This window comes from Caulobacter ginsengisoli (assembly GCF_030814835.1).
Lineage (GTDB): Bacteria > Pseudomonadota > Alphaproteobacteria > Caulobacterales > Caulobacteraceae > Caulobacter > Caulobacter ginsengisoli.
In genome coordinates this window covers 310,793-329,108 of the sequence record NZ_JAUSVS010000003.1, presented here as the reverse complement: position 1 = coordinate 329,108, position 18,316 = coordinate 310,793, and the positions used below count along the sequence as shown (strand labels likewise).

General features: G+C 68.1%; 19 protein-coding genes. 14 read left to right on the top strand and 5 right to left on the bottom strand.

Features of this window, described 5'->3' with window-relative positions; all coding sequences use genetic code 11:
* Nucleotides 1–15 precede the first annotated feature (15 nt).
* Entirely contained in the window at nt 16–933 is a 918-nt protein-coding gene (locus QO010_RS11380) for a hypothetical protein (RefSeq protein ID WP_307349214.1), read from the top strand.
* A gap of 21 nt (nt 934–954) precedes the next feature.
* Here the strand turns inward: QO010_RS11380 and glmM are convergent, their stop codons facing one another.
* Nucleotides 955–2,310 carry a phosphoglucosamine mutase gene (glmM, locus tag QO010_RS11375; RefSeq protein WP_307349213.1) on the bottom strand — a complete coding sequence of 452 codons (1,356 nt, stop codon included), beginning with the start codon at nt 2,308–2,310 and terminating at the stop codon, nt 955–957.
* A gap of 116 nt (nt 2,311–2,426) precedes the next feature.
* On the opposite strand from glmM, the gene glmS reads away from it, so the two are divergent.
* Nucleotides 2,427–4,247, top strand: coding sequence for a glutamine--fructose-6-phosphate transaminase (isomerizing) (gene glmS, locus QO010_RS11370; protein WP_307349212.1), 1,821 nt, complete (start codon nt 2,427–2,429; stop codon nt 4,245–4,247).
* A gap of 178 nt (nt 4,248–4,425) precedes the next feature.
* Here glmS and QO010_RS11365 read toward each other — a convergent pair whose 3' ends face one another.
* The 3 genes from QO010_RS11365 to QO010_RS11355 all read right to left on the bottom strand — a co-directional run bounded on the left by QO010_RS11365 (nt 4,426) and on the right by QO010_RS11355 (nt 5,602).
* A complete protein-coding gene (locus tag QO010_RS11365; protein ID WP_307349211.1) occupies nt 4,426–4,788 on the bottom strand; it encodes a GIY-YIG nuclease family protein in 363 nt (120 codons plus the stop codon).
* Nucleotides 4,789–4,970: 182 nt separating this feature from the next.
* Nucleotides 4,971–5,267: a hypothetical protein gene (locus tag QO010_RS11360; RefSeq protein ID WP_307349210.1), complete on the bottom strand. Its 297-nt coding sequence runs from the start codon at nt 5,265–5,267 to the stop codon at nt 4,971–4,973.
* An 80-nt stretch (nt 5,268–5,347) separates the two neighbouring features.
* Nucleotides 5,348–5,602, bottom strand: a complete 255-nt coding sequence (locus tag QO010_RS11355) for a hypothetical protein (RefSeq protein ID WP_307349209.1) — start codon at nt 5,600–5,602, stop codon at nt 5,348–5,350.
* 120 nt (nt 5,603–5,722) lie between these two features.
* On the opposite strand from QO010_RS11355, the gene QO010_RS11350 reads away from it, so the two are divergent.
* Genes QO010_RS11350 through QO010_RS11340 form a run of 3 tightly spaced genes read left to right on the top strand, consistent with a single transcriptional unit; the run spans nt 5,723 to nt 8,320 of the window.
* Nucleotides 5,723–6,589 (top strand): UTP--glucose-1-phosphate uridylyltransferase, encoded by an 867-nt coding sequence (locus QO010_RS11350; RefSeq protein WP_307349208.1) that lies wholly within the window; start codon nt 5,723–5,725, stop codon nt 6,587–6,589.
* A gap of 10 nt (nt 6,590–6,599) precedes the next feature.
* The gene (locus tag QO010_RS11345) at nt 6,600–7,457 is read left to right on the top strand and encodes an SDR family oxidoreductase (RefSeq protein ID WP_307349207.1); all 858 of its coding nucleotides are present in this window, start codon (nt 6,600–6,602) and stop codon (nt 7,455–7,457) included.
* Between the two features lie 2 nt (nt 7,458–7,459).
* Nucleotides 7,460–8,320, top strand: a complete 861-nt coding sequence (locus QO010_RS11340; protein WP_307349205.1) for a patatin-like phospholipase family protein — start codon at nt 7,460–7,462, stop codon at nt 8,318–8,320.
* On the opposite strand, the gene QO010_RS11335 is transcribed toward QO010_RS11340, so the two are convergent.
* On the bottom strand, nt 8,317–9,060 hold the full coding sequence (locus QO010_RS11335) for an alpha/beta hydrolase (RefSeq protein ID WP_307349204.1): 744 nt from the start codon (nt 9,058–9,060) through the stop codon (nt 8,317–8,319). The two genes, QO010_RS11340 and QO010_RS11335, sit on opposite strands and share 4 nt — an antisense overlap.
* Nucleotides 9,061–9,126: 66 nt before the next feature.
* Here QO010_RS11335 and QO010_RS11330 point away from each other — a divergent pair, with 66 nt between their 5' ends.
* From QO010_RS11330 to pheT, 9 genes are all read left to right on the top strand, one after another.
* A complete protein-coding gene (locus QO010_RS11330; protein WP_307349202.1) occupies nt 9,127–10,293 on the top strand; it encodes a glycosyltransferase family 4 protein in 1,167 nt (388 codons plus the stop codon).
* A complete protein-coding gene (locus QO010_RS11325; RefSeq protein WP_307349200.1) occupies nt 10,290–11,261 on the top strand; it encodes a glycosyltransferase family 9 protein in 972 nt (323 codons plus the stop codon). Before QO010_RS11330 ends, QO010_RS11325 begins: the two co-directional genes overlap by 4 nt.
* Nucleotides 11,262–11,429: 168 nt before the next feature.
* Nucleotides 11,430–11,951 carry a translation initiation factor IF-3 gene (gene infC / locus QO010_RS11320; RefSeq protein ID WP_307349199.1) on the top strand — a complete coding sequence of 174 codons (522 nt, stop codon included), beginning with the start codon at nt 11,430–11,432 and terminating at the stop codon, nt 11,949–11,951.
* A gap of 269 nt (nt 11,952–12,220) precedes the next feature.
* Nucleotides 12,221–13,432, top strand: coding sequence for an MFS transporter (locus tag QO010_RS11315; RefSeq protein ID WP_307349197.1), 1,212 nt, complete (start codon nt 12,221–12,223; stop codon nt 13,430–13,432).
* 134 nt (nt 13,433–13,566) lie between these two features.
* Entirely contained in the window at nt 13,567–13,767 is a 201-nt protein-coding gene (gene rpmI / locus QO010_RS11310; protein WP_307349195.1) for a 50S ribosomal protein L35, read from the top strand.
* Between the two features lie 21 nt (nt 13,768–13,788).
* Nucleotides 13,789–14,145 (top strand): 50S ribosomal protein L20, encoded by a 357-nt coding sequence (gene rplT, locus QO010_RS11305; protein WP_307349193.1) that lies wholly within the window; start codon nt 13,789–13,791, stop codon nt 14,143–14,145.
* Nucleotides 14,146–14,253: 108 nt separating this feature from the next.
* Nucleotides 14,254–15,366, top strand: coding sequence for a phenylalanine--tRNA ligase subunit alpha (pheS, locus tag QO010_RS11300; protein WP_307349191.1), 1,113 nt, complete (start codon nt 14,254–14,256; stop codon nt 15,364–15,366).
* A complete protein-coding gene (locus tag QO010_RS11295) occupies nt 15,366–15,764 on the top strand; it encodes a hypothetical protein (protein WP_307349190.1) in 399 nt (132 codons plus the stop codon). The genes pheS and QO010_RS11295 overlap by 1 nt, the downstream gene beginning before the upstream one ends.
* Complete coding sequence (gene pheT / locus QO010_RS11290) at nt 15,761–18,136, top strand: phenylalanine--tRNA ligase subunit beta (protein ID WP_307349188.1); 2,376 nt, start codon at nt 15,761–15,763, stop codon at nt 18,134–18,136. The genes QO010_RS11295 and pheT overlap by 4 nt, the downstream gene beginning before the upstream one ends.
* The last annotated feature ends 180 nt before the right edge of the window (nt 18,137–18,316 follow it).

Sequence of the window (18,316 nt, the reverse complement as noted above, 5' to 3'; positions counted from 1 at the left end):
GCATGAGAACATAAATTGAAATACTACTTGCGGATCGGGCCTAGCGGAAAGGCCATGGGAGTTTGGGGAGTCAGCCAACGCGAGGCCATCCGCATAGGACTAGCTGATGCGAAGAACGGAGCGGGTACGTATTTTAAGGCGGAACCCGGTGAGGATATTTGGTCGGTTATTCGAAAAAGGGCCGATGCTTGGTTCGAGCCCGACGGCCGAAATCCATTTCACAAACTAGACCTGCCTCCTGGGCACTACTATCCGAGAATTGCGCGTCCAAACGATCAACACACGAATGACTCTCCTGGAATGTATCCAGGCGAGATTGCAGATCAGGACATAATCGCGTTGGGCCGAGGCCAACTCAGCGTTTTAACACGCCTCCTTGATAGAATTTGCGAAACCATTCATCCAGAGAAAAGCAATCTCCAAGTCTTTGGTCACGAGATACGGAATCTATTGATACTAGCTTGCACTGAAGTGGAAACTCACTGGAGAGGTGTTCTTGTTGCGAACGGAGTCTCTAAGAAACGATATTCTACAAATGACTACGTGAAATTGATTTCGGCAATGCGTTTGAATGAATACTCAATCACCCTCCCTAGCTACCCTTGGCTCAGCCCGTTTTCTCCGTTTCGCACTTGGGGCACCACTGGAAAGCCAACCCAGGAGTTGCCCTGGTACGACGCATACAACGCCGCGAAACACGATCGAGAATTGTCGATGCACCGCGCCAATCTTCAGCACGCTTTTGAAGCAGTATGCGGCTGCGTGATAATGATGGCCGCACAGTTTGGTTGGCCAAGCGGATTAGGGTATGGAACTCTTATAAGAAAAAAACTTCCAAATCGTGGAAAACCCCAAATGGAATCCAAACGAGATTTACACATTTCCTTATGGATCGGAAAATCTGTGGTTGCCTCAACTTTACAATTTCAATAGTTAGCTACCTGGGAAAATTGATTACCCCCCAACACCCCTCACCGCCCCCGCGATCTCCCGCACCATCTGCGCCACGACCGCCTCGTCGTCCCCCTCGGCCATGACCCGGATCAGAGGCTCCGTCCCGCTCGCCCGCACCACCACCCGCCCAGATCCGTTCAGCCGCGCCTCGGCCGCCGCGATGGCGTCCTTCACCTTGGCGTTCTTCAGGGGCTCGCCGCCCCGGGCGAACTTCACGTTCTCCATCTTCTGCGGGACGGGATCGAACTGGCGGGCCAGGGCGCTCATCGGCTTGCCGGTCTGGACCATCACGGCCAGGACCTGCAGGGCGGCGATCAGGCCGTCGCCCGTGGTGGAGAAGTCGGAGAGGATCAGGTGGCCGGACTGTTCGCCCCCCAGGTTGAAGCCGCCCGAGCGCATGCGCTCCATGACGTAGCGGTCGCCGACGGCGGTGCGTTCCAGCTTCAGCGCGCGGGCGCCCAGGAAGCGTTCGAGGCCCAGGTTCGACATGATGGTGGCGACCACCCCGCCGCCGGTCAGCCGCTGCTCGGTCGCCCAGGCGCCGGCGATCAGGGCCATGATCTGGTCGCCGTCGACGATGTGGCCGTGCTCGTCGCAGATGGCCAGGCGGTCGGCGTCGCCGTCGAGGGCGATGCCGATGTCGGCGCGGTATTCCTTGACCGCCGCGGCCATGGCGTGGGCGTGGGTCGAGCCGACGTCCTGGTTGATGTTGAAACCGTCGGGGGTGACCCCCAGGGCGCGGACCTCGGCCCCCAGCTCGTAGAGGGCGGTGGGGGCGACCTTGTAGGCGGCGCCGTTGGCGCAATCGATGACGATGCGCAGGCCGCCCAGGTTCAGCTGGCGGGGGAAGGTGGCCTTGGCGATCTCGACATAGCGGGCCTGGCTGTCGTCGACCCGGGCCACGCGACCCAGGCCATCGGCCGGCGAGAGATTCTCCTGCAGGCCCTCGTCCATATGGGCCTCGATCTCGAACTCGCGCTCGTCGCTGAGCTTGTAGCCGTCGGGGCCGAACAGCTTGATGCCGTTGTCGTGGAAGGCGTTGTGCGAGGCGCTGATCATCACCCCCAGGTCCGCCCGCATCGAGCGGGTCATCATGGCGACGGCGGGCGTCGGCAGCGGGCCGAACAGCCTGACGTCCATGCCCATGCTGGTGAAGCCCGCCACCAGGGCCGGCTCGATCATGTAGCCCGACAGGCGGGTGTCCTTGCCGATCACCACCAACGGGCGGCGGTCATGGTCGCCGCGGAACAGCTTGCCGGCGGCCATGCCGACCCTCAAGGCGACCTCGGCGGTCATCGGGTGGGTGTTGGCCAGGCCCCGGATGCCGTCCGTGCCGAAATACTTCCGCTTCGCCATGTCTGGCCCTCAAGCAATAGTCTGCAACGCACTTTTATGCCGCCCATCGATGCACGGGTGGTAAAGGCGCCTCGGGGCAAAGCTATAATCCTGTCCCGGGAGCGGTTGAAACAGACATGTGCGGCATCATCGGCATCGTTGGAACCAAACCCGTCACCGAGCGGATCGTCGAAAGCCTGAAGCGACTGGAATATCGCGGCTATGACAGCGCCGGGGCCGCGGCCATCACCGCCCCGGGCAAGGTCGAGCGCCGCCGGGCCAAGGGCAAGATCCGCGACCTGGAGGCGGTGCTGAGCGCCGCGCCCATGACCTCGACCGTCGGCATCGGCCACACCCGCTGGGCCACCCACGGCAAGCCCAACGAGGCCAACGCCCACCCCCACACCGCCGGCCGGGTGACCCTGGTCCATAACGGCATCATCGAGAACTACGCCGAGCTGAAGGCCGAGCTGAAGGCGGGGGGCCGGGTGTTCGAGAGCGAGACCGACACCGAGGTCATCGCCCAGCTGATCGACTTCTACCTGGAGGCCGGCCAGGCGCCGCTGAAGGCCTTCAAGAGCACGCTGGACCGGCTGACCGGGGCCTATGCCCTGGGCGTACTGATCGCCGGGGAAGACAGGCTGGTCATGGGCGCCCGCCGCGGCAGCCCGCTGGTGGTCGGCCATGGCGAGGGCGAGATGTTCATCGGCTCGGACGCCCTGGCGGTCGGCCCCTTCACCAACAAGGTCACCTATCTGGACGAGGGGGACTATGTCGCCATCGACCATGACCGGGCCGAGATCTTCGACGCCAGCGGAACGCCGGTCGAGCGGCCCATGCGGGTGGTGGCGGCCTCGGCGGCCCTGGTCGAGAAGGGCAACCACCGCCACTTCATGGTCAAGGAGATCTACGAGCAGCCCGACGCCTGCCAGCACACCCTGACCGCCTATGTCGACCCGGTTACCGGCCATGTCTCGGCCCCCGGCGGCTTCGATTTTGCCAGCGTCACCCGGTTGCAGATCATCGCCTGCGGCACCGCCTTCTACGCCGGCCTGATCGCCCGCTACCTGTTCGAGCGGCTGGCGGGCCTGCCCTGCGATGTCGAGATCGCCTCGGAATTCCGCTATCGCGAACCGGCGGTCACGCCCGGCACCCTGGCCATTGCCGTCTCGCAATCGGGCGAGACCGCCGACACGCTGGCCGCCCTGCGCTGGTGCCAGGCCAAGGGCCTGAAGACCGCCGCCATCGTCAACGCCCACGAGAGCACCATGGCCCGGGAGGCCGGCATGCTCTGGCCGACCCATGCCGGTCCGGAAATCGGCGTCGCCTCGACCAAGGCCTTCACCAGCCAGGTCACCGCCCTGACCGCCCTGGCCGTCGCCGCGGCGGCCCAGCGCGGCCGGATCGACGCCGAGGAAGAAAAGCGGCTGGTGCGGGTGCTGCTGGAAGCCCCCCGGCTGGTCGGCGAGTCCCTGGGCGTCGAGGAGATGGTCCAGGCGCTGTCGCTGGAAATCTCCAAGGCGCGGGACGTGCTCTATCTGGGCCGGGGCGCCATGTCGGCCCTGGCCTATGAAGGGGCGCTGAAGCTCAAGGAAATCAGCTACATCCATGCCGAGGGCTATGCCGCCGGCGAGCTGAAGCATGGGCCGATCGCCCTGGTCGACGAGGCCACCCCGATCATCGTCATCGCCCCCACCGACGAGCTGTTCGAAAAGACCGTCTCGAACATGAGCGAGGTGCTGGCGCGGGGCGGCCGGGTGATCCTGATCACCGACGAAGCCGGCGCGGCGCATGCGCCGGCCGGGGTCAGCGTCATCATCGCCCCGACCTGCGACCCGCTGATCGCCCCGTTGGTCTTCGCCGCGCCCATCCAGCTGCTGGCCTATCACGTGGCCGTGCAGAAGGGGGCGGACGTCGACCAGCCGCGCAACCTGGCCAAATCGGTGACGGTGGAGTAGGCGGGCGCCTCGCTTCCCCTCTCCCGATCTCCCTGGCAAAGGCCAGGGTCCAAACGGGGCCGGCCATTTGCCCGCGTCCTTTTCGGACCCTCCGCTTGGGCCCTGGCCTTTGCCAGGGAAACCGGGGGAGTGGAGATCCGCGAGGACCCACCCTTTTTCCCGCCCTCAGGCGCCAGGGCTACGAGTCCGAGCGCCACCCGGGTTCCGGGATTGGCTTGTCATCGAGAACGAGCCGGGGCTGGTCTGGAGGAAGGCCGGAAGCGACCTCTTCGAACAGGTCACGCCACTCAGGGTTCTCGGCCTCGATCAGTCTGATCTTCCACTTGCGCTTCCAGAACTTCAGTTGGCGTTCCCGCACCAGCGCCGCCTCTCGGGACCCGTGGTATTCGAACCAGACGAGGCGGGTCACGCCATAGCGTTTGGTGAATCCCTCCATGACCTTCTCACGATGCTGCCAAGCCCGGCGCACTACGTCGTCGGTGGAGCCGATATAGAGCGTGCCATAGGGCGCGCTCGCCATGATGTAGACGGCAAAGGTCATCGCGGAAATGTTGCGCCCGGTGGGCGCGGACGCAAGGTCCCCATTTCCTCCCCGATCTCCCTGGCGAAGGCCAGGGTCCAAGCGGGGCCGGCCACCCTGCCCGCGCCCACTCCGGACCCTCCGCTTGGGCCCTGGCCTTCGCCAGGGATTTCGGGAGGTTGGGAGGCGCGGGACTGGCGCGCCTACTTCTTCTCAGGCGCGTTGCTGATCGTGGCGTCAGGTCCGGCGTTGCCGGTCTTGGGCTGATCGGCGGACTCGGTCCCGCCCGGCAGGGTGGCGGCCTGGCTGTCGGCGGGCGCGGCCGTGGCGTCGGCCGAGGGCGCGGCCGGAGCGGCGTCGGCGGACGGCGCGTTCGGGGCCGCGTCGGTCGAGGCGGCGGTGGCGTCGGCCGGGGCCGTGGCGTCGGTTTTCTTGCCGCAGGCGGTCAGGCCGAGCGCGGCGACCGCCGCCAGGGCGACCAGGGCTGTGGTTCTGGACATCTCAAACTCCCTCTGAACGACAGCCCGGCCGGCGCTGGGCCAACCGGGCTGCCTGGTTTCGAACGATCGACGGCGGTCGCCTATTTCGGCGGCGGGGTCGTCGTCGTGGTCGTGGTGGTCGTGTCGGCCGGCGGCGGGGTGTCGGTCGGCGGTGTCGGGGCTGGCGCGGTCGTCGTCGTCGTCGTGTCGGCGGGCGGATTGACGATCGTGGTGGAGTCGGCCGGCGGGTTGACGACCGTGGTGTCGGCCGGCGGAGTCGCTTCCTGCTTCGCGCAGGCCGTGACGGTCAGGGCGGCGACAGCGGCCGCGGCGGCCAGGCTGAGAAATTTCGACATGACGTTTCCTTCTCCCGTGGGGTTGGTTCCCCGAATGCCAAATTCGTGACCGCCGATGCCGTTCCATCACGAATTTCAGGCCGCTGGATTTCGCCCTCGTGGCGGGCTACCTGATCGCCCATGAAACCTGTGCGCAAAGCCGTCCTGCCCGTGGCGGGCCTGGGGACCCGGGTGCTTCCGGGCGCCAAGACCACGCCCAAGGAAATGCTCAACGTCGTCGACCGGCCGATCCTCTCCTACATCGTGGCCGAGGGCCGGGCGGCGGGGATCGAGCACTTCGTCTTCGTCACCGGCCGCGGCAAGGGCGGCATCGAGGACTATTTCGACCACCATATCGAGCTGGAGGCCCAACTCGAGGCCAAGGGCAAGCTCGACATGCTGGCCGACATCCGCGGCGAGCTGCCCCGGCCCGGCGAGATGAGCTTCGTGCGCCAGATGGCCCCGCTGGGCCTGGGCCACGCCGTCTGGTGCGCCCGGGACATTGTCGGCGACGAGCCCTTCGCAGTCATGCTGCCCGACATGCTGATGGATGCGGAAGTCGCGCCGCTCAAACAGGCCGTGGACGCCTACAACAAGGTCGGCGGCAACGTCGTGGTGGTCGAACCCTGCCCGCCCGGCGAGGCCCACAAGTACGGCATCGTCGCCCTGGAGGGGAACGATCCGCGCCTCAACAGGATGGTCGGCATGGTCGAAAAGCCTGCCCCGGGGACCGAGCCCTCGAACCTGTTCATCTCCGGCCGCTACATCCTGCAGCCCGAGATCTTCAACCTGCTGGCCGCCCAGCAGAAGGGGGCCGGCGGCGAGATCCAGCTGACCGACGCCATGGCCCGGCTGATGGCCATCGAGGGCTTTCACGCCCTGGAATACGAGGGGACGACCTACGACTGCGGCGACAAGATCGGCCTGCTGCGGGCCAACGTGGCGTTCGCGCTGAAGCGTCCGGACCTGAAGGACGCGGCCCGGGCGGCCATCGAGGCGCTGCTCTGAGCGCCGTCGGATGACCCTGCTGGTCTTCGGCTTCGGCTATACGGGCCAGGTCCTGGCGCGCCGCCTGGGCGGTCCCGTCATCGCCACCGGCCGGACGCCTGAGGCCCGCCAGGCCTTGCAGGACCGGGGTATCGAGGCCGTCGATCCCGAAGACCGCGCGGCGCTGATCGCCGCCCTGCCCCGCGCCGACCGTATCCTGATCACCGCCCCGCCGGGCGAGACCGGCTGTCCGGGCCTGAACGCCCTGGTTCCGGCCCTGGCCCGGGCGAACGCCTTCCCCGACTGGATCGGCTACCTCTCGACCACCGGGGTCTATGGCGACCGCGAGGGAAACTGGGCCTTCGAGGCCAGCGCGCTCGCCGCCCGCTCGCCCGAGGCCGCCCGCCGGGTGGCCGCCGAGCGGGACTGGCTGGAGGTCGGGCGGGGCATGGGGCTGACGGTGCAGGTCTTCCGCCTGCCCGGCATCTACGGCCCCGGTCGGTCGGCGCTGGACCGGGTCCGCGAGGGCCTCGCCCATTCGACGGTCAAGCCGGGCCAGGTGTTCTCGCGCATCCATGTCGACGACATCGCCGCCGGCCTGGCGGACTCCATGGAGCGGCCAAGAGCCGGCGGGATCTACAATCTCTGCGACGACGAGCCGGCGCCGAGCCACGTCGTCAACGCCTACGCCGCCCGCCTGCTGGGCGCGCCGCCGCCGCCCGAAAAGCTCTTCGACGAAGCCGAACTGACCCCCCAGGCCCGCCGATTCTGGGGCGAGAACAAGCGGGTCTCCAACGCCCTGGCCAAGGCGGAACTGGGCTGGCGGCCGGCCTATCCCACCTATCGCGAAGGCCTGTCGGCGATCTACGCTGCCGAAAACGGGAGATGAGCATGTCACGGGCCCTGGTACTGGGTGGCGGCGGGCCGGTGGGGATCGCCTGGGAGACCGGGCTGATCGCGGGCCTGGCCGAGGGCGGGGTCGATGTCTCGAACGCCGACTGGATCCTGGGCACCTCGGCCGGCTCGGTGGTCGGCGCCCAGCTGGCCAGCGGCCGCACGCCGGCCCAACTGCTGGAGGCGGAGTTCGCCCAGGCCGAACGCGTCAAGGAAGCCTCCGGAACCAGCGGTCCGGCCCCGGATCTCGGCCCGCTGATGGCGCTGATGATGAAACGGCCGGCCGAGGGGCCCGTCCCCATCGAGCTGTTGCGCGAGTTCGGGACCATGGCCCTCAGCGCCAAAACCATCAGCGAAGAGGTCTTCCTGGCCGGTTTCGGCCGCCTCGCCGCCCCGGACCAGCCCTGGCCCGAGCGCTTCGCCTGCACCGCCGTCGACGCCGACACCGGCGAGTTCCAGGTCTGGAGCCGTGACACCGCCGCGCCGCTGGGCCGGGGCGTCGCCTCCAGTTGCTGCGTGCCCGGCATCTTCCCGCCCGTCGGCATCGAAGGCCGCCGCTACATCGACGGCGGCATGCGCTCGGGCACCAACGCCGACCTGGCCCACGCCTACGGCAAGGTGCTGACCATCGCCGTCGCCCCGCCGGCCTTCGCCGCCTTCATGATCCCCGGCATCGAACGTGAGCTGGACAAGGTCCGCGCCCAGGGCGGTGAGGCCTGCCTCATCGTCCCCGACGCCGCCTCGGGCGAGGCCTTCGGGCCCAATCTGATGGACGGCTCGCGCCGCGAACCCATCGCCCGGGCCGGCTTCCAGCAGGGCTTGCAGGAAGCGGCGAAGGTGAAGGCGTTCTGGGGCTAGCCCAGTTCGGCCACTGCCCCGATCAGCCGCTCCAGGTCTTCCGGCCGTGACAGCCTGTGATCGCCATCCTTGACCAGCGTGAACACCACGTCCTGGCTGTTGAGCGCCTGGGCCAGTTCCAGGGCGTGGGTCCAGGGGACGTCGGGGTCCTCGCCGCCCTGCAGAATGCGCACGGGGGCGTCGATGGGGACCGGGCCGGGCAGGATCGACCAGCGGGCGCCGTCCTCCAGCAGGGTCCGGGTGATCGGATAGCCGCCCTCTTCATAGAGGCTGGGCCGGATCCAGAGACCGTCCTTGGCCAGGGCCTCGTGCGCCTCGGCGGGCAGGCCGGGCTTCATCAGCGCCTCGGTGAAATCGGCGGCGGGGGCGATCAGCACCAGGCCCTGCACCCGCTTGGGCCGCACCATGGCCGCCAGGCAGGCCAGCCAGCCGCCCATCGAGGAGCCGACCAGCACCAGCGGCCCGTCGGCCATCTGGTCGATCATCGCCAGGGCGTCGGCCCGCCAGCGGGTGATGGTCCCGTCCTGGAAGGCGCCGCCCGACTCGCCGTGGCCGAAATAGTCGAACCGCAGAAAGGCGCGGCCGTTGGCGTCGGCCCAGTCAGCCAGCATCTGAGCCTTTGTCCCGGTCATGTCGGACTTGAAGCCGCCCAGCCAGACGATGGTCGGGCCCTCGCCCGTGATCCGCCGCCAGGCCAACTTGGCGCCATCCAGGTCCAGGGTTCCGGCGGTTTCGGTCATCGGCGGTCTCAAAGATTTGCAAAAGCAAAGTTTTACACGCCGCGCAGGCGGGTTATGCAAGGCGCCGTGGCCAAACTTCCCCGTAACTTCACCCTGCTGCAGGTAACCCCCGAACTGGAAACGGGCGGGGCCGAGCAGACGACGCTGGATATCACCCGGGCGGTGGTGCGGGCCGGCGGGCGCTCGGTGGTCGCCTCGAAGGGCGGACGCATGGCGGCGCAGCTTCAGGCCGATGGCGGGCGGCTCTACGCCCTGCCGATGCAGTCGAAGAACCCGCTGACCATCATCAGCAACACCGGCAAGCTGCTGGACCTCATCCGGCGGGAAAATGTCAGCCTCGTCCACGCCCGCTCGCGAGCCCCGGCGCTCAGCGCCCTGTGGGCCGCCCAGGCGGCGGGCGTGCCGTTCCTGGCCACCTACCACGGCATCTACAAGGCCGGTAACGCCATCAAGCGCGCCTACAACGCGGTCATGACGCGGGGCGCGGTGGTGATCGCCAACTCCGACTATACCCGCGACCATGTGCTGGCCGAACACCGGCTCGATCCCAAGCGGGTGGTGACCATCCCGCGCGGCGTCGATCTGGTCCGCTTCGATCCCAAGGCGGTATCGCCGGGACGCCTCGCGGACCTGCGCCAGGAATGGCAGATGAGGATGGACGATCCGCGCCTGAAGGTGGTGCTGGGGGGCCGGCTGTCGCCGATCAAGGGCCATCTGAGCATCGTGCAAGCCATGGCGATCCTCAAAGCCCAGGGCCGCGACGATATCCTGGTCATATTCGCCGGCGACGATCAGGGCCGCAGCGAATACCGCGCCGAGATCCTGGCCGCGATCGCCAAAAACGACCTGGCCGACCGGGTCAAGGTGGTCGGCCATTGCGACGACATGCCGGCGGCCTATCTGGCCTGCGACATGGCCATGCTGCCCACCCTGAAACCGGAATCCTTTGGCCGCGCGGCGGTCGAGCCGCAGGCGATGGGCCGGCCGGTGCTGGTCTCCAACCACGGCGGCGCGGCCGAGACGGTGGTCGAGGGCGAGACGGGCTGGAAGCTGCCGGTGGGCGATGCGGCGGCCTGGGCGGCGGGCCTGGCGGCGGCGGCCGACACCAGCGTCAGCAAGCGGGCGGCCATGGGCAAGGCGGCCATGCTGCGGGCCCGCAAGCTTTATTCGGTCGACGCCATGTGCGCGGCCACCCTGGACGTCTATGCTCGCGTCTTGGAGAACAGAGCGTGACGCGTGAGATCAAACGGGTCCTGGTCATTCAGACCGGCTCGATCGGGGAATTCGTGCTGTCGCTGGCGGCGATGAAGCGCATCCGCCAGGCGCACCCCCATGCCCGCATCACCTTGCTGACCACCCCGCCCTTCGAGGCCCTGGCCAAGTCCAGCCCCTATTTCAACGAGATCCAAACCGAGGGCCGTCCCCAGGCGCCGGGCGACTGGCTGCGGCTGCGCGGGGCCATCCGCCGGGCCCGCTACGACCGCATCTACGACCTGGACGGCAGCGCCGGGTCGAGCATGCTGTTCAACGCCCTGCGGCCCTTCCCACCGGTCTGGTCCGGCCCCGCGTCCGGCGCCAAGCTGCGCCATGCCAATCCCGGCCGCGCCAAGATGCACACCCTGGAGCGCCACGCCGAGCAGCTGAAGGTGGCCGGCATCTGGCCCGACGCCCCGACCAGCCCCGGCGAAGCCCCCGCCCCGGACCTATCCTGGATCCTGCGCCGCGCGCCCCAGCCCCGGCCCGTACCGGGCGCCGCCCCGCCCAAGCCCTTCGTGCTGCTGGTGCCGGGCGGTTCCGAAGCCAAGCCCGAAAAGCGCTGGCCCGTCGCCAAATACGCCGAGCTGGCCGGGCTGCTGCACAAGCGGGGCTATGACATCGTCATCGTCGGCGGGCCGCAGGAAAGCGCCATGGCCCGCACCATCCAGAAGACCGTCGGCCAGGCCCGCGACCTGACCGGCCGCACAGACTTCGCCCAGATCGCCGTGCTGGGGGCCCGGGCCGCCCTGGCGGTGGGCAACAATACCGGCCCCATGCACCTGATCGCCGCGGCCGGCGCCCCGACCATCACCCTCTATGCCACCGCCAGCGGCGACACCCTGTCAGGGCCCAGAGGCCATGTGGCGATGATCCATGCCGACGACATGAGCCAGCTGGCGGTGCAGACCGTGGCCCAGGCGGCCTTCTCCCTGCTTCCTCGATAAGCGCGGCGGAAAGGGAACAGTCCACGGCAGATTGCCGTTGCCTTCTCAGGCCGGCTTGATCCCATCGGCGGGCGGGCTCATATATCGACAGTCTGTCCGGCGCGCGGGCCCGCGTGGCCGCCAGACTTTGTGCAAACAGCTTTAGGAGCTCCGCCTATTCGTCGCCCCATGCAAGCGCCGCCAGTCAAGGACGGGCCGCGCATGAACGAAGAGATCCGCGTCCCCCGTGTCCTGCTGATCGACCAAAACGGTGAGAAGCAAGGCATCATGCCGACCAGCGCCGCCATCGAGGCGGCCGAGGAAGTCGGCCTGGATCTCGTCGAAATCGTTCCCAACGCCGACCCGCCGGTCTGCAAGATTCTGGACTATGGAAAGTTCAAATTCCAGGAACAGAAGAAGAAGAACGAAGCGCGCAAGCGACAGAAGATCGTGGAGATCAAGGAGATCAAGCTCCGGCCGAACATCGACGTCCACGACTACGACGTCAAAGCCCGGGCGATGCACCGCTTCTTCGAGGAGGGCGACAAGGTCAAGGTGACCCTGCGCTTCCGCGGCCGCGAGATGGCCCACCCGGAGCTCGGCATGAAGCTGCTCCAGAAGGTCAAGGGCGACTTCGAGCCGGTGGCCAAGGTGGAGTACGAGCCCCGCATGGAAGGCCGCCAGATGATCATGATCCTGGCCCCGCGCTAGGGATCGGGTTTCAGAATTTCGGAAACGCCCCGGTGAAAGCCGGGGCGTTTTTGTTTCCGGAGGGCAAGCCCTTCCCCCGCTGGCGGGGGAAGTGGGCCGACAGCGAAGCTGGAGGCTCGTTGGGGGTCCTTTCCCACGGCTGTGCAGCCCGCCAACGCCGCAAGGACCCCCAACGACCTTCGATGCTGCGCATCTCAGGCCACTTCCCCCGCCAGCGGGGGAAGGGCTTGGGCGTTGCCGCCCCTACCGCATCGCCCTACACCAAACCCATGTCGGCGGAACCCACCACGACCCCACGCGGCAATGATCGCGCCCTCTACATCCTGCTGTCGGTGGTGTTCATCAACATCGCCGGGTTCGGGGTGATCATTCCGCTGCTCCCCTTCTACGCCGCCAGTTTCGGCGCGCCGACCTGGCAGGTCTTCGTGCTGTTCTCGGCCTACAGCCTGGGCAACTTCATCGGCGAGCCCTTCTGGGGCCGGCTGTCGGACCGGATCGGCCGGCGGCCGGTGCTGATGCTGACCATCTTCGGCAACGCCGCCACCTATATCGCCCTGGCCTTCGCGCCCAACCTCTGGGCGGCCTGCGCCATCCGCCTCGTCGGCGGGGTGCTGACCGGCAACCTCTCGACCATCCAGGGCTATATGGCCGACGTCACCCCGCCCGAGCAGCGGGCCGGCAAGCTGGGCCTGATGGGCGCGGCCTTCAGCCTGGGCTTCCTGACCGGACCGGCCGTTGGCGGCCTGCTGGCCCATGCCGAACTGGGGCTGGCCGGGTTCCGCCCGCCGCTGTTCCTGGCCGCCGGCCTAGCGGTGACGGCGGCGACGGGGGTGGCGCTGTTCGTCCGCGAGACCCGCCACGGCCATTCCGACGCCCCCCGGCGCGGCCGGTTCGAGGGCCTCTCCGACGCCATCGCCAATCCCATCATCTGGAAGATCCTGTGCGTCAGCCTGATCGCCATCGCCGGGTTCGCCGGCATGGAGGCCACCTTCGGTCTCTGGGCCAAGGCGACCTTTGGCTGGGGCCCCCGGCAGATCGGTTTCTGCTTCGTGGCCGTCGCCGCCACCGCCACGGTGGCGCAAGGCTTCCTGACCGGTCCCCTGGCCCGGCAGTTCGGCGAGACCAAGGTGCTGATGACGGGCCTGGCCATCATCGGCGTCGGATTCGGGCTGCAGCCCTTCGCCCAGGTCTGGCCGCTGGCGGTGCTGGGCATGGTCACCGTGGCCCTGGGCCAGAGCCTGACCTTTCCCAACATCAGCGCGGTGATCTCCAAGGCCGCCCCGCCCGACCATCAGGGCGAGATGCTGGGCCTCAACACCGCCACCGGGGCCCTGGCCCGTATCGTCGGCCCGCTGGCCGCCGCGCCCCTGTTCGCCAACTTCGGCCCCAGCGCGCCGTTCGCCGTGGCCAGCGCGCTCACTGTGCCAGCTCTGCTGATGGCCTGGCAGGTGTCCAAAGCCGTCCGTAGAAAGTCGGCCTGAGCTTGCTTCCCCAAACTTGCTAATAGGCCGCGTTTCGTCTAGGAACGCCGGCTCTTAAGGGACCGCCGGGCCAATGGCATGCCTTGGCGGCCCATCATGCTTCCAGAAGGACGGGGTGAAAGCTCCGCTGCAAAATGCCGAAACTGAAGACCAAGTCGGGCGCCAAGAAGCGCTTCAAGATGACAGCCACGGGCAAGCTGAAGGCCGGCGTCGCCGGCAAGCGGCACCGCCTGATCAGCCACAATGGCAAATATATCCGCCAGCAGCGCGGGACCAAGGTTTTGACGCCCCAGGACGCCAAGACCATCAAGTCCTACCTGCCCTACGGCCTGTGATCTCGAAGGAACTTTAGAACTATGGCTCGCGTCAAACGGGGCGTTACCGCCCACGCCAAACACAAGAAGGTCCTGGAACAGGCCAAGGGTTTCTACGGTCGCCGTAAGAACACCATCCGCACGGCCAAGGCCGCTGTCGACAAGGCCGGCCAGTACGCCTACCGCGACCGCAAGGTCCGCAAGCGCAGCTTCCGCTCGCTGTGGATCCAGCGGATCAACGCCGCGGCCCGCCTGGAAGGCTTCACCTACTCGCAGTTTATTTTCGGCCTGGACAAGGCCGGGATCGAGATGGATCGGAAAGTCCTCGCGGACATCGCCGGTCAGGACCCCGCCGCGTTCAAGGCCGTCGCCGACAAGGTTCGCGCCGCGCTGGCTTGAGGTCTGGGTTGATCCCAAGATTCAAGAAGCCCTCCGGCCGAACCGCCGGAGGGCTTTTTGCTGCCTGACGGCTAGCCTGCTTCCCAAAACGCGCTAGAGCACACCGCCATGACCGATCTCTCGAAACTCGAAGCCGAACTGACCGCCGCCGTATCTGGCGCCGCCGACGCCAATGCTCTCGAAGCCGTGCGCGTGGCGGCCCTGGGCAAGTCCGGCTCCATCTCCGCCCTGCTCAAGTCGCTGGGCGGCATGACCCCCGACGGGCGCCGCGAGCAGGGGCCGCTGATCAACGGCCTGCGCGACCGCATCGCGACGGCCATTGCCGAGCGCAAGGCGGCCCTGGAATCGGCCGAGCTGGACGCCCGCCTCGCCGCCGAGACCCTGGACCTGACCCTGCCCGCCCCGCCCCGCCGCAAGGGCTCGGTGCATCCGACCATGCAGGTCATGGACGAGATGGTGGCCATCTTCGCCGAGATGGGCTTTGCGGTCGCCGAAGGGCCCGACATCGAGGACGACTTCCACAACTTCACGGCCCTGAACTTCCCGCCCAAGCACCCGGCGCGGGAGATGCACGACACCTTCTTCTTCAACCCCGGCCCCGACGGGGAACGCAAGCTGCTGCGCACCCACACCAGCCCGGTGCAGGTGCGGGCCATGCAGAAGACCAACGCCCCGCCGGCCGCCCCCTGGATCGCCTCGGGCCAGGAGCCGCCGATCCGCATCGTTGTGCCCGGCCGCACCTACCGCATGGATTCGGACGCCACCCACACCCCGATGTTCCATCAGCTGGAGGGGCTGGTGATCGACAAGGGCATCCATATGGGCCACCTGAAATGGACCCTGGAGACCTTCGTCACCCGCTTCTTCGAGGTCGAGGGCGTGGTCAGCCGCTTCCGGCCCCACCACTTCCCCTTCACCGAGCCCAGCGCCGAGATGGACATCGGCTGCGACCGCTCGGGCGGCGAGATCAAGATCGGCCAGGGCAGCGACTGGCTCGAAGTCGTCGGCTGCGGGATGGTGCATCCCAACGTGCTGCGCAATTGCGGTATCGACCCGGACGTCTACCAGGGCTTTGCCTTCGGCTTCGGCGTCGACCGCCTGGGCATGTTGAAATACGGCATGCCGGACCTGCGGCCGATGTTCGAAAGCGACACCCGCTGGCTGTCGCACTACGGCTTCTCGGCCTTCTCTGCCCCCAACCCTGTAAGCGGACTGAGCTGATGTTCACCTCGAACCATGACGCGCCCAAGCGCCGCCCCCTGACCACCGACCTAATGCAGCCCAGCTTCAGTGGCGTGGCCATCTCGCTGGTCGACCTGCACCGCGCCTGCCTGCGCAACAACATCGCGGCCATCGAGAACCGCACTTTCGTCGACTGCCGCCTGGAAGGGCCGGCGGTGATGCTGGCGCTGGACGGCCTGACCTTCGACAACACCGACTTCGGCTACGCCAAGGGCGATATCCGCAACCTGGTGCTGCTGCCCGCCTCGCCCAACGGGGTGATCGGGGCCATCCCGATGCGCAACTGCGTGTTCAAGGACTCGGAGTTCTATGGGGTCGGCTTCACCGGCTCCAAGGATTTCACCGATCAGATTCTGGCGCTTAGGACAGGCGGATGAAGTTCACCCTTTCCTGGCTCAAGGACCATCTTGAGACCGACGCCTCGGCGGCGGCGGCGGTCGACGCCATGACCATGGCCGGCCTCGAGGTCGAGCATGTCACCGATCCGGCCGCCAAGCTGGCCGCCTTCACGGTCGCCAAGGTCGTGGAGGCCGTGCAGCACCCCAACGCCGACCGCCTGCGGGTCTGCCAGGTCGACACGGTCGACGGCCGCAAGGAGATCGTCTGCGGGGCGCCCAACGCCCGGGCGGGCCTGACCACCATCTACGCCCCCATCGGCGCCTATGTGCCGGGCCTGGACGTCACCCTGGTGGAGAAGCCGGTGCGCGGCGTCGTCTCCAACGGCATGCTCTGCTCGGCCGCCGAACTGGAATATGCCGAGGAGAGCGACGGCATTCTGGACTTATCCAACGATCTGGCCGTCGGGACCTCGGCCGCCCAGGCGCTGGGCCTGGAAGCCGTCATTGACTTCGAAGTCACCCCCAACCGCCCCGATTGGCTGGGCGTCGCCGGCATCGCCCGCGACCTGTCGGCCGCCGGGCTGGGCAGGCTGAAGGACCTTTCGGTCGCGCCGGTTCCGGGGACCTTCAAGAACCCCATCGATATCCGGGTCGACGGCTCGGCCTGCCCGGCCTTCTCCGGCCGGCTGATCCGGGGCGTCAAGAACGGCCCTTCGCCGGACTGGCTGCAGGCCCGGCTGAAGGCCATTGGCCTCAGGCCCATCAACACCCTGGTCGATATCACCAACCTGATTACCTACGACCGGGCCCGGCCGCTGCACGTCTATGACGCCGCCACCCTGCAGGGCGGCTTCATCGAGGCCCGCCTGGGCCGCGAAGGCGAAAGCATCGAGGCGCTGGATGGCAAGACCTACGCGGTCGACGAGACCCTCAGCGTCATCACCGACGGCTCGGGTGTCATCGGCCTGGGCGGGGTGATGGGCGGGGTGAGCACCGGCTGCTCGGACGCCACCACCGACGTCTTCCTCGAATGCGCTCTGTTCGACCCGATCCGCACGGCCCAGGCCGGCCGCACGACCGGCATAAACTCCGACGCCCAGTACCGTTTCGCCCGTGGGGTCGACAGCGGCTTCATGGTCAGCGGCCTGGAGCTGGGCACGCGGATGATCCTGGACCTTTGCGGCGGCGAGGCCTCCGAGGTCACCGTGGCCGGCCAGATTCCGGCTCCGCCCGAAGGCTTTGATTTCGACTTCGGCTATGTCGAGGCGCTGTCGGGCCTGTCGATCCCGCACGCCCGGTCGCGGCAGATTCTCACCGACCTGGGCTTCGCCATCGAGGGCGACCGCGTCACCCCGCCGACCTGGCGCCGCGACGTGGAGGGCAAGGCGGACCTCGTCGAGGAGGTGGCCCGCATCGCCGGCTATGGCGCCCTGCCCGCCACGCCCCTGCCCGAGACGCCGCGCTCGCCCAATGGCGTGCTGACCACCCGCCAGGCCCGCGCCCGCACGGCCCGCCGCCGGATGGCCGCCAACGGCTTCCACGAGGCGGTGACCTGGAGCTTCACCCATCGCCCGACCGCCGCCCTGTTCGGCGGCGGCGACGAGCGGCTGGTGGTGGCCAATCCCATCGCCGCCGAGCTGGACTGCATGCGGCCCTCGATCCTGCCCAACCTGATCGAGGCGGCCGGCCGCAACGCTCGGCGCGGCTTCGCGGACGTGGCGCTGTTCGAGATCGGCCCGGTGTTCTCCGGCGACGAGCCGGGCGACCAGCGGCTGGCCATCGCCGCCATCCTGGCCCCGCACGCCCCGCGCAGCTGGGACAAGCGGCCCGACGCCGACCTCTTCACCCTGAAGGCCGACCTGCTGGGCCTGCTGGACGAGCTGGGCGCCCCCGTGGCCTCGCTGCAGACCGCGCAAGGGTCCGCCGCCGCCTGGTGGCACCCCGGCCGCTCGGCCCGGCTGCAGCTGGGCCCCAAGGCGGTGCTGGCCGAGTTCGGCGAGCTGCATCCGGCCGTCCTCAAGGCGCTGGACGTCGCCGGCCCGATCTACGGCTTCGAGGTCTGGGTCGAGGCCATCCCCGAGCCCAAGAAGAAGGGCGTCAAGACCAAGGCGGCCTTCACCGCGCCAGACCTGATGCCGCTCACCCGCGACTTCGCCTTCCTGGTCGACCGCGCCCGTCCGGCCGGCGACCTGGTCAAGGCGGCGGCCGGGGCCGACAAGGCGCTGATCTCGGCGGTCCGGGTGTTCGACGTCTATGAGGGCGCGGGCGTCGGCGAAGGCCAGAAGTCCGTGGCGCTCGAGGTGGCTTTGCAGCCGCGCGAAAAGACCCTGACCGAGGCCGAGATCGAAGCGGTGTCGGGCGCGGTGGTCGCGGCGGTCGAGAAGGCCTGCGGGGCGAAGCTGCGAGGTTAGGGTTTCCTCCCCCGGAGGGGGAGGGGGACCGCCCCGAAGGGGTGGTGGAGGGGGTCAGCCCCTACATCCACGCTTGAAGGACGCCCTCAGCCGATCCGCCGCGCTCTTTCCTGACGCCTGCATGTAGGCTCAAACCCCCTCCACCATGCTCCGCATGGTCCCCCTCCCCCTCCGGGGGAG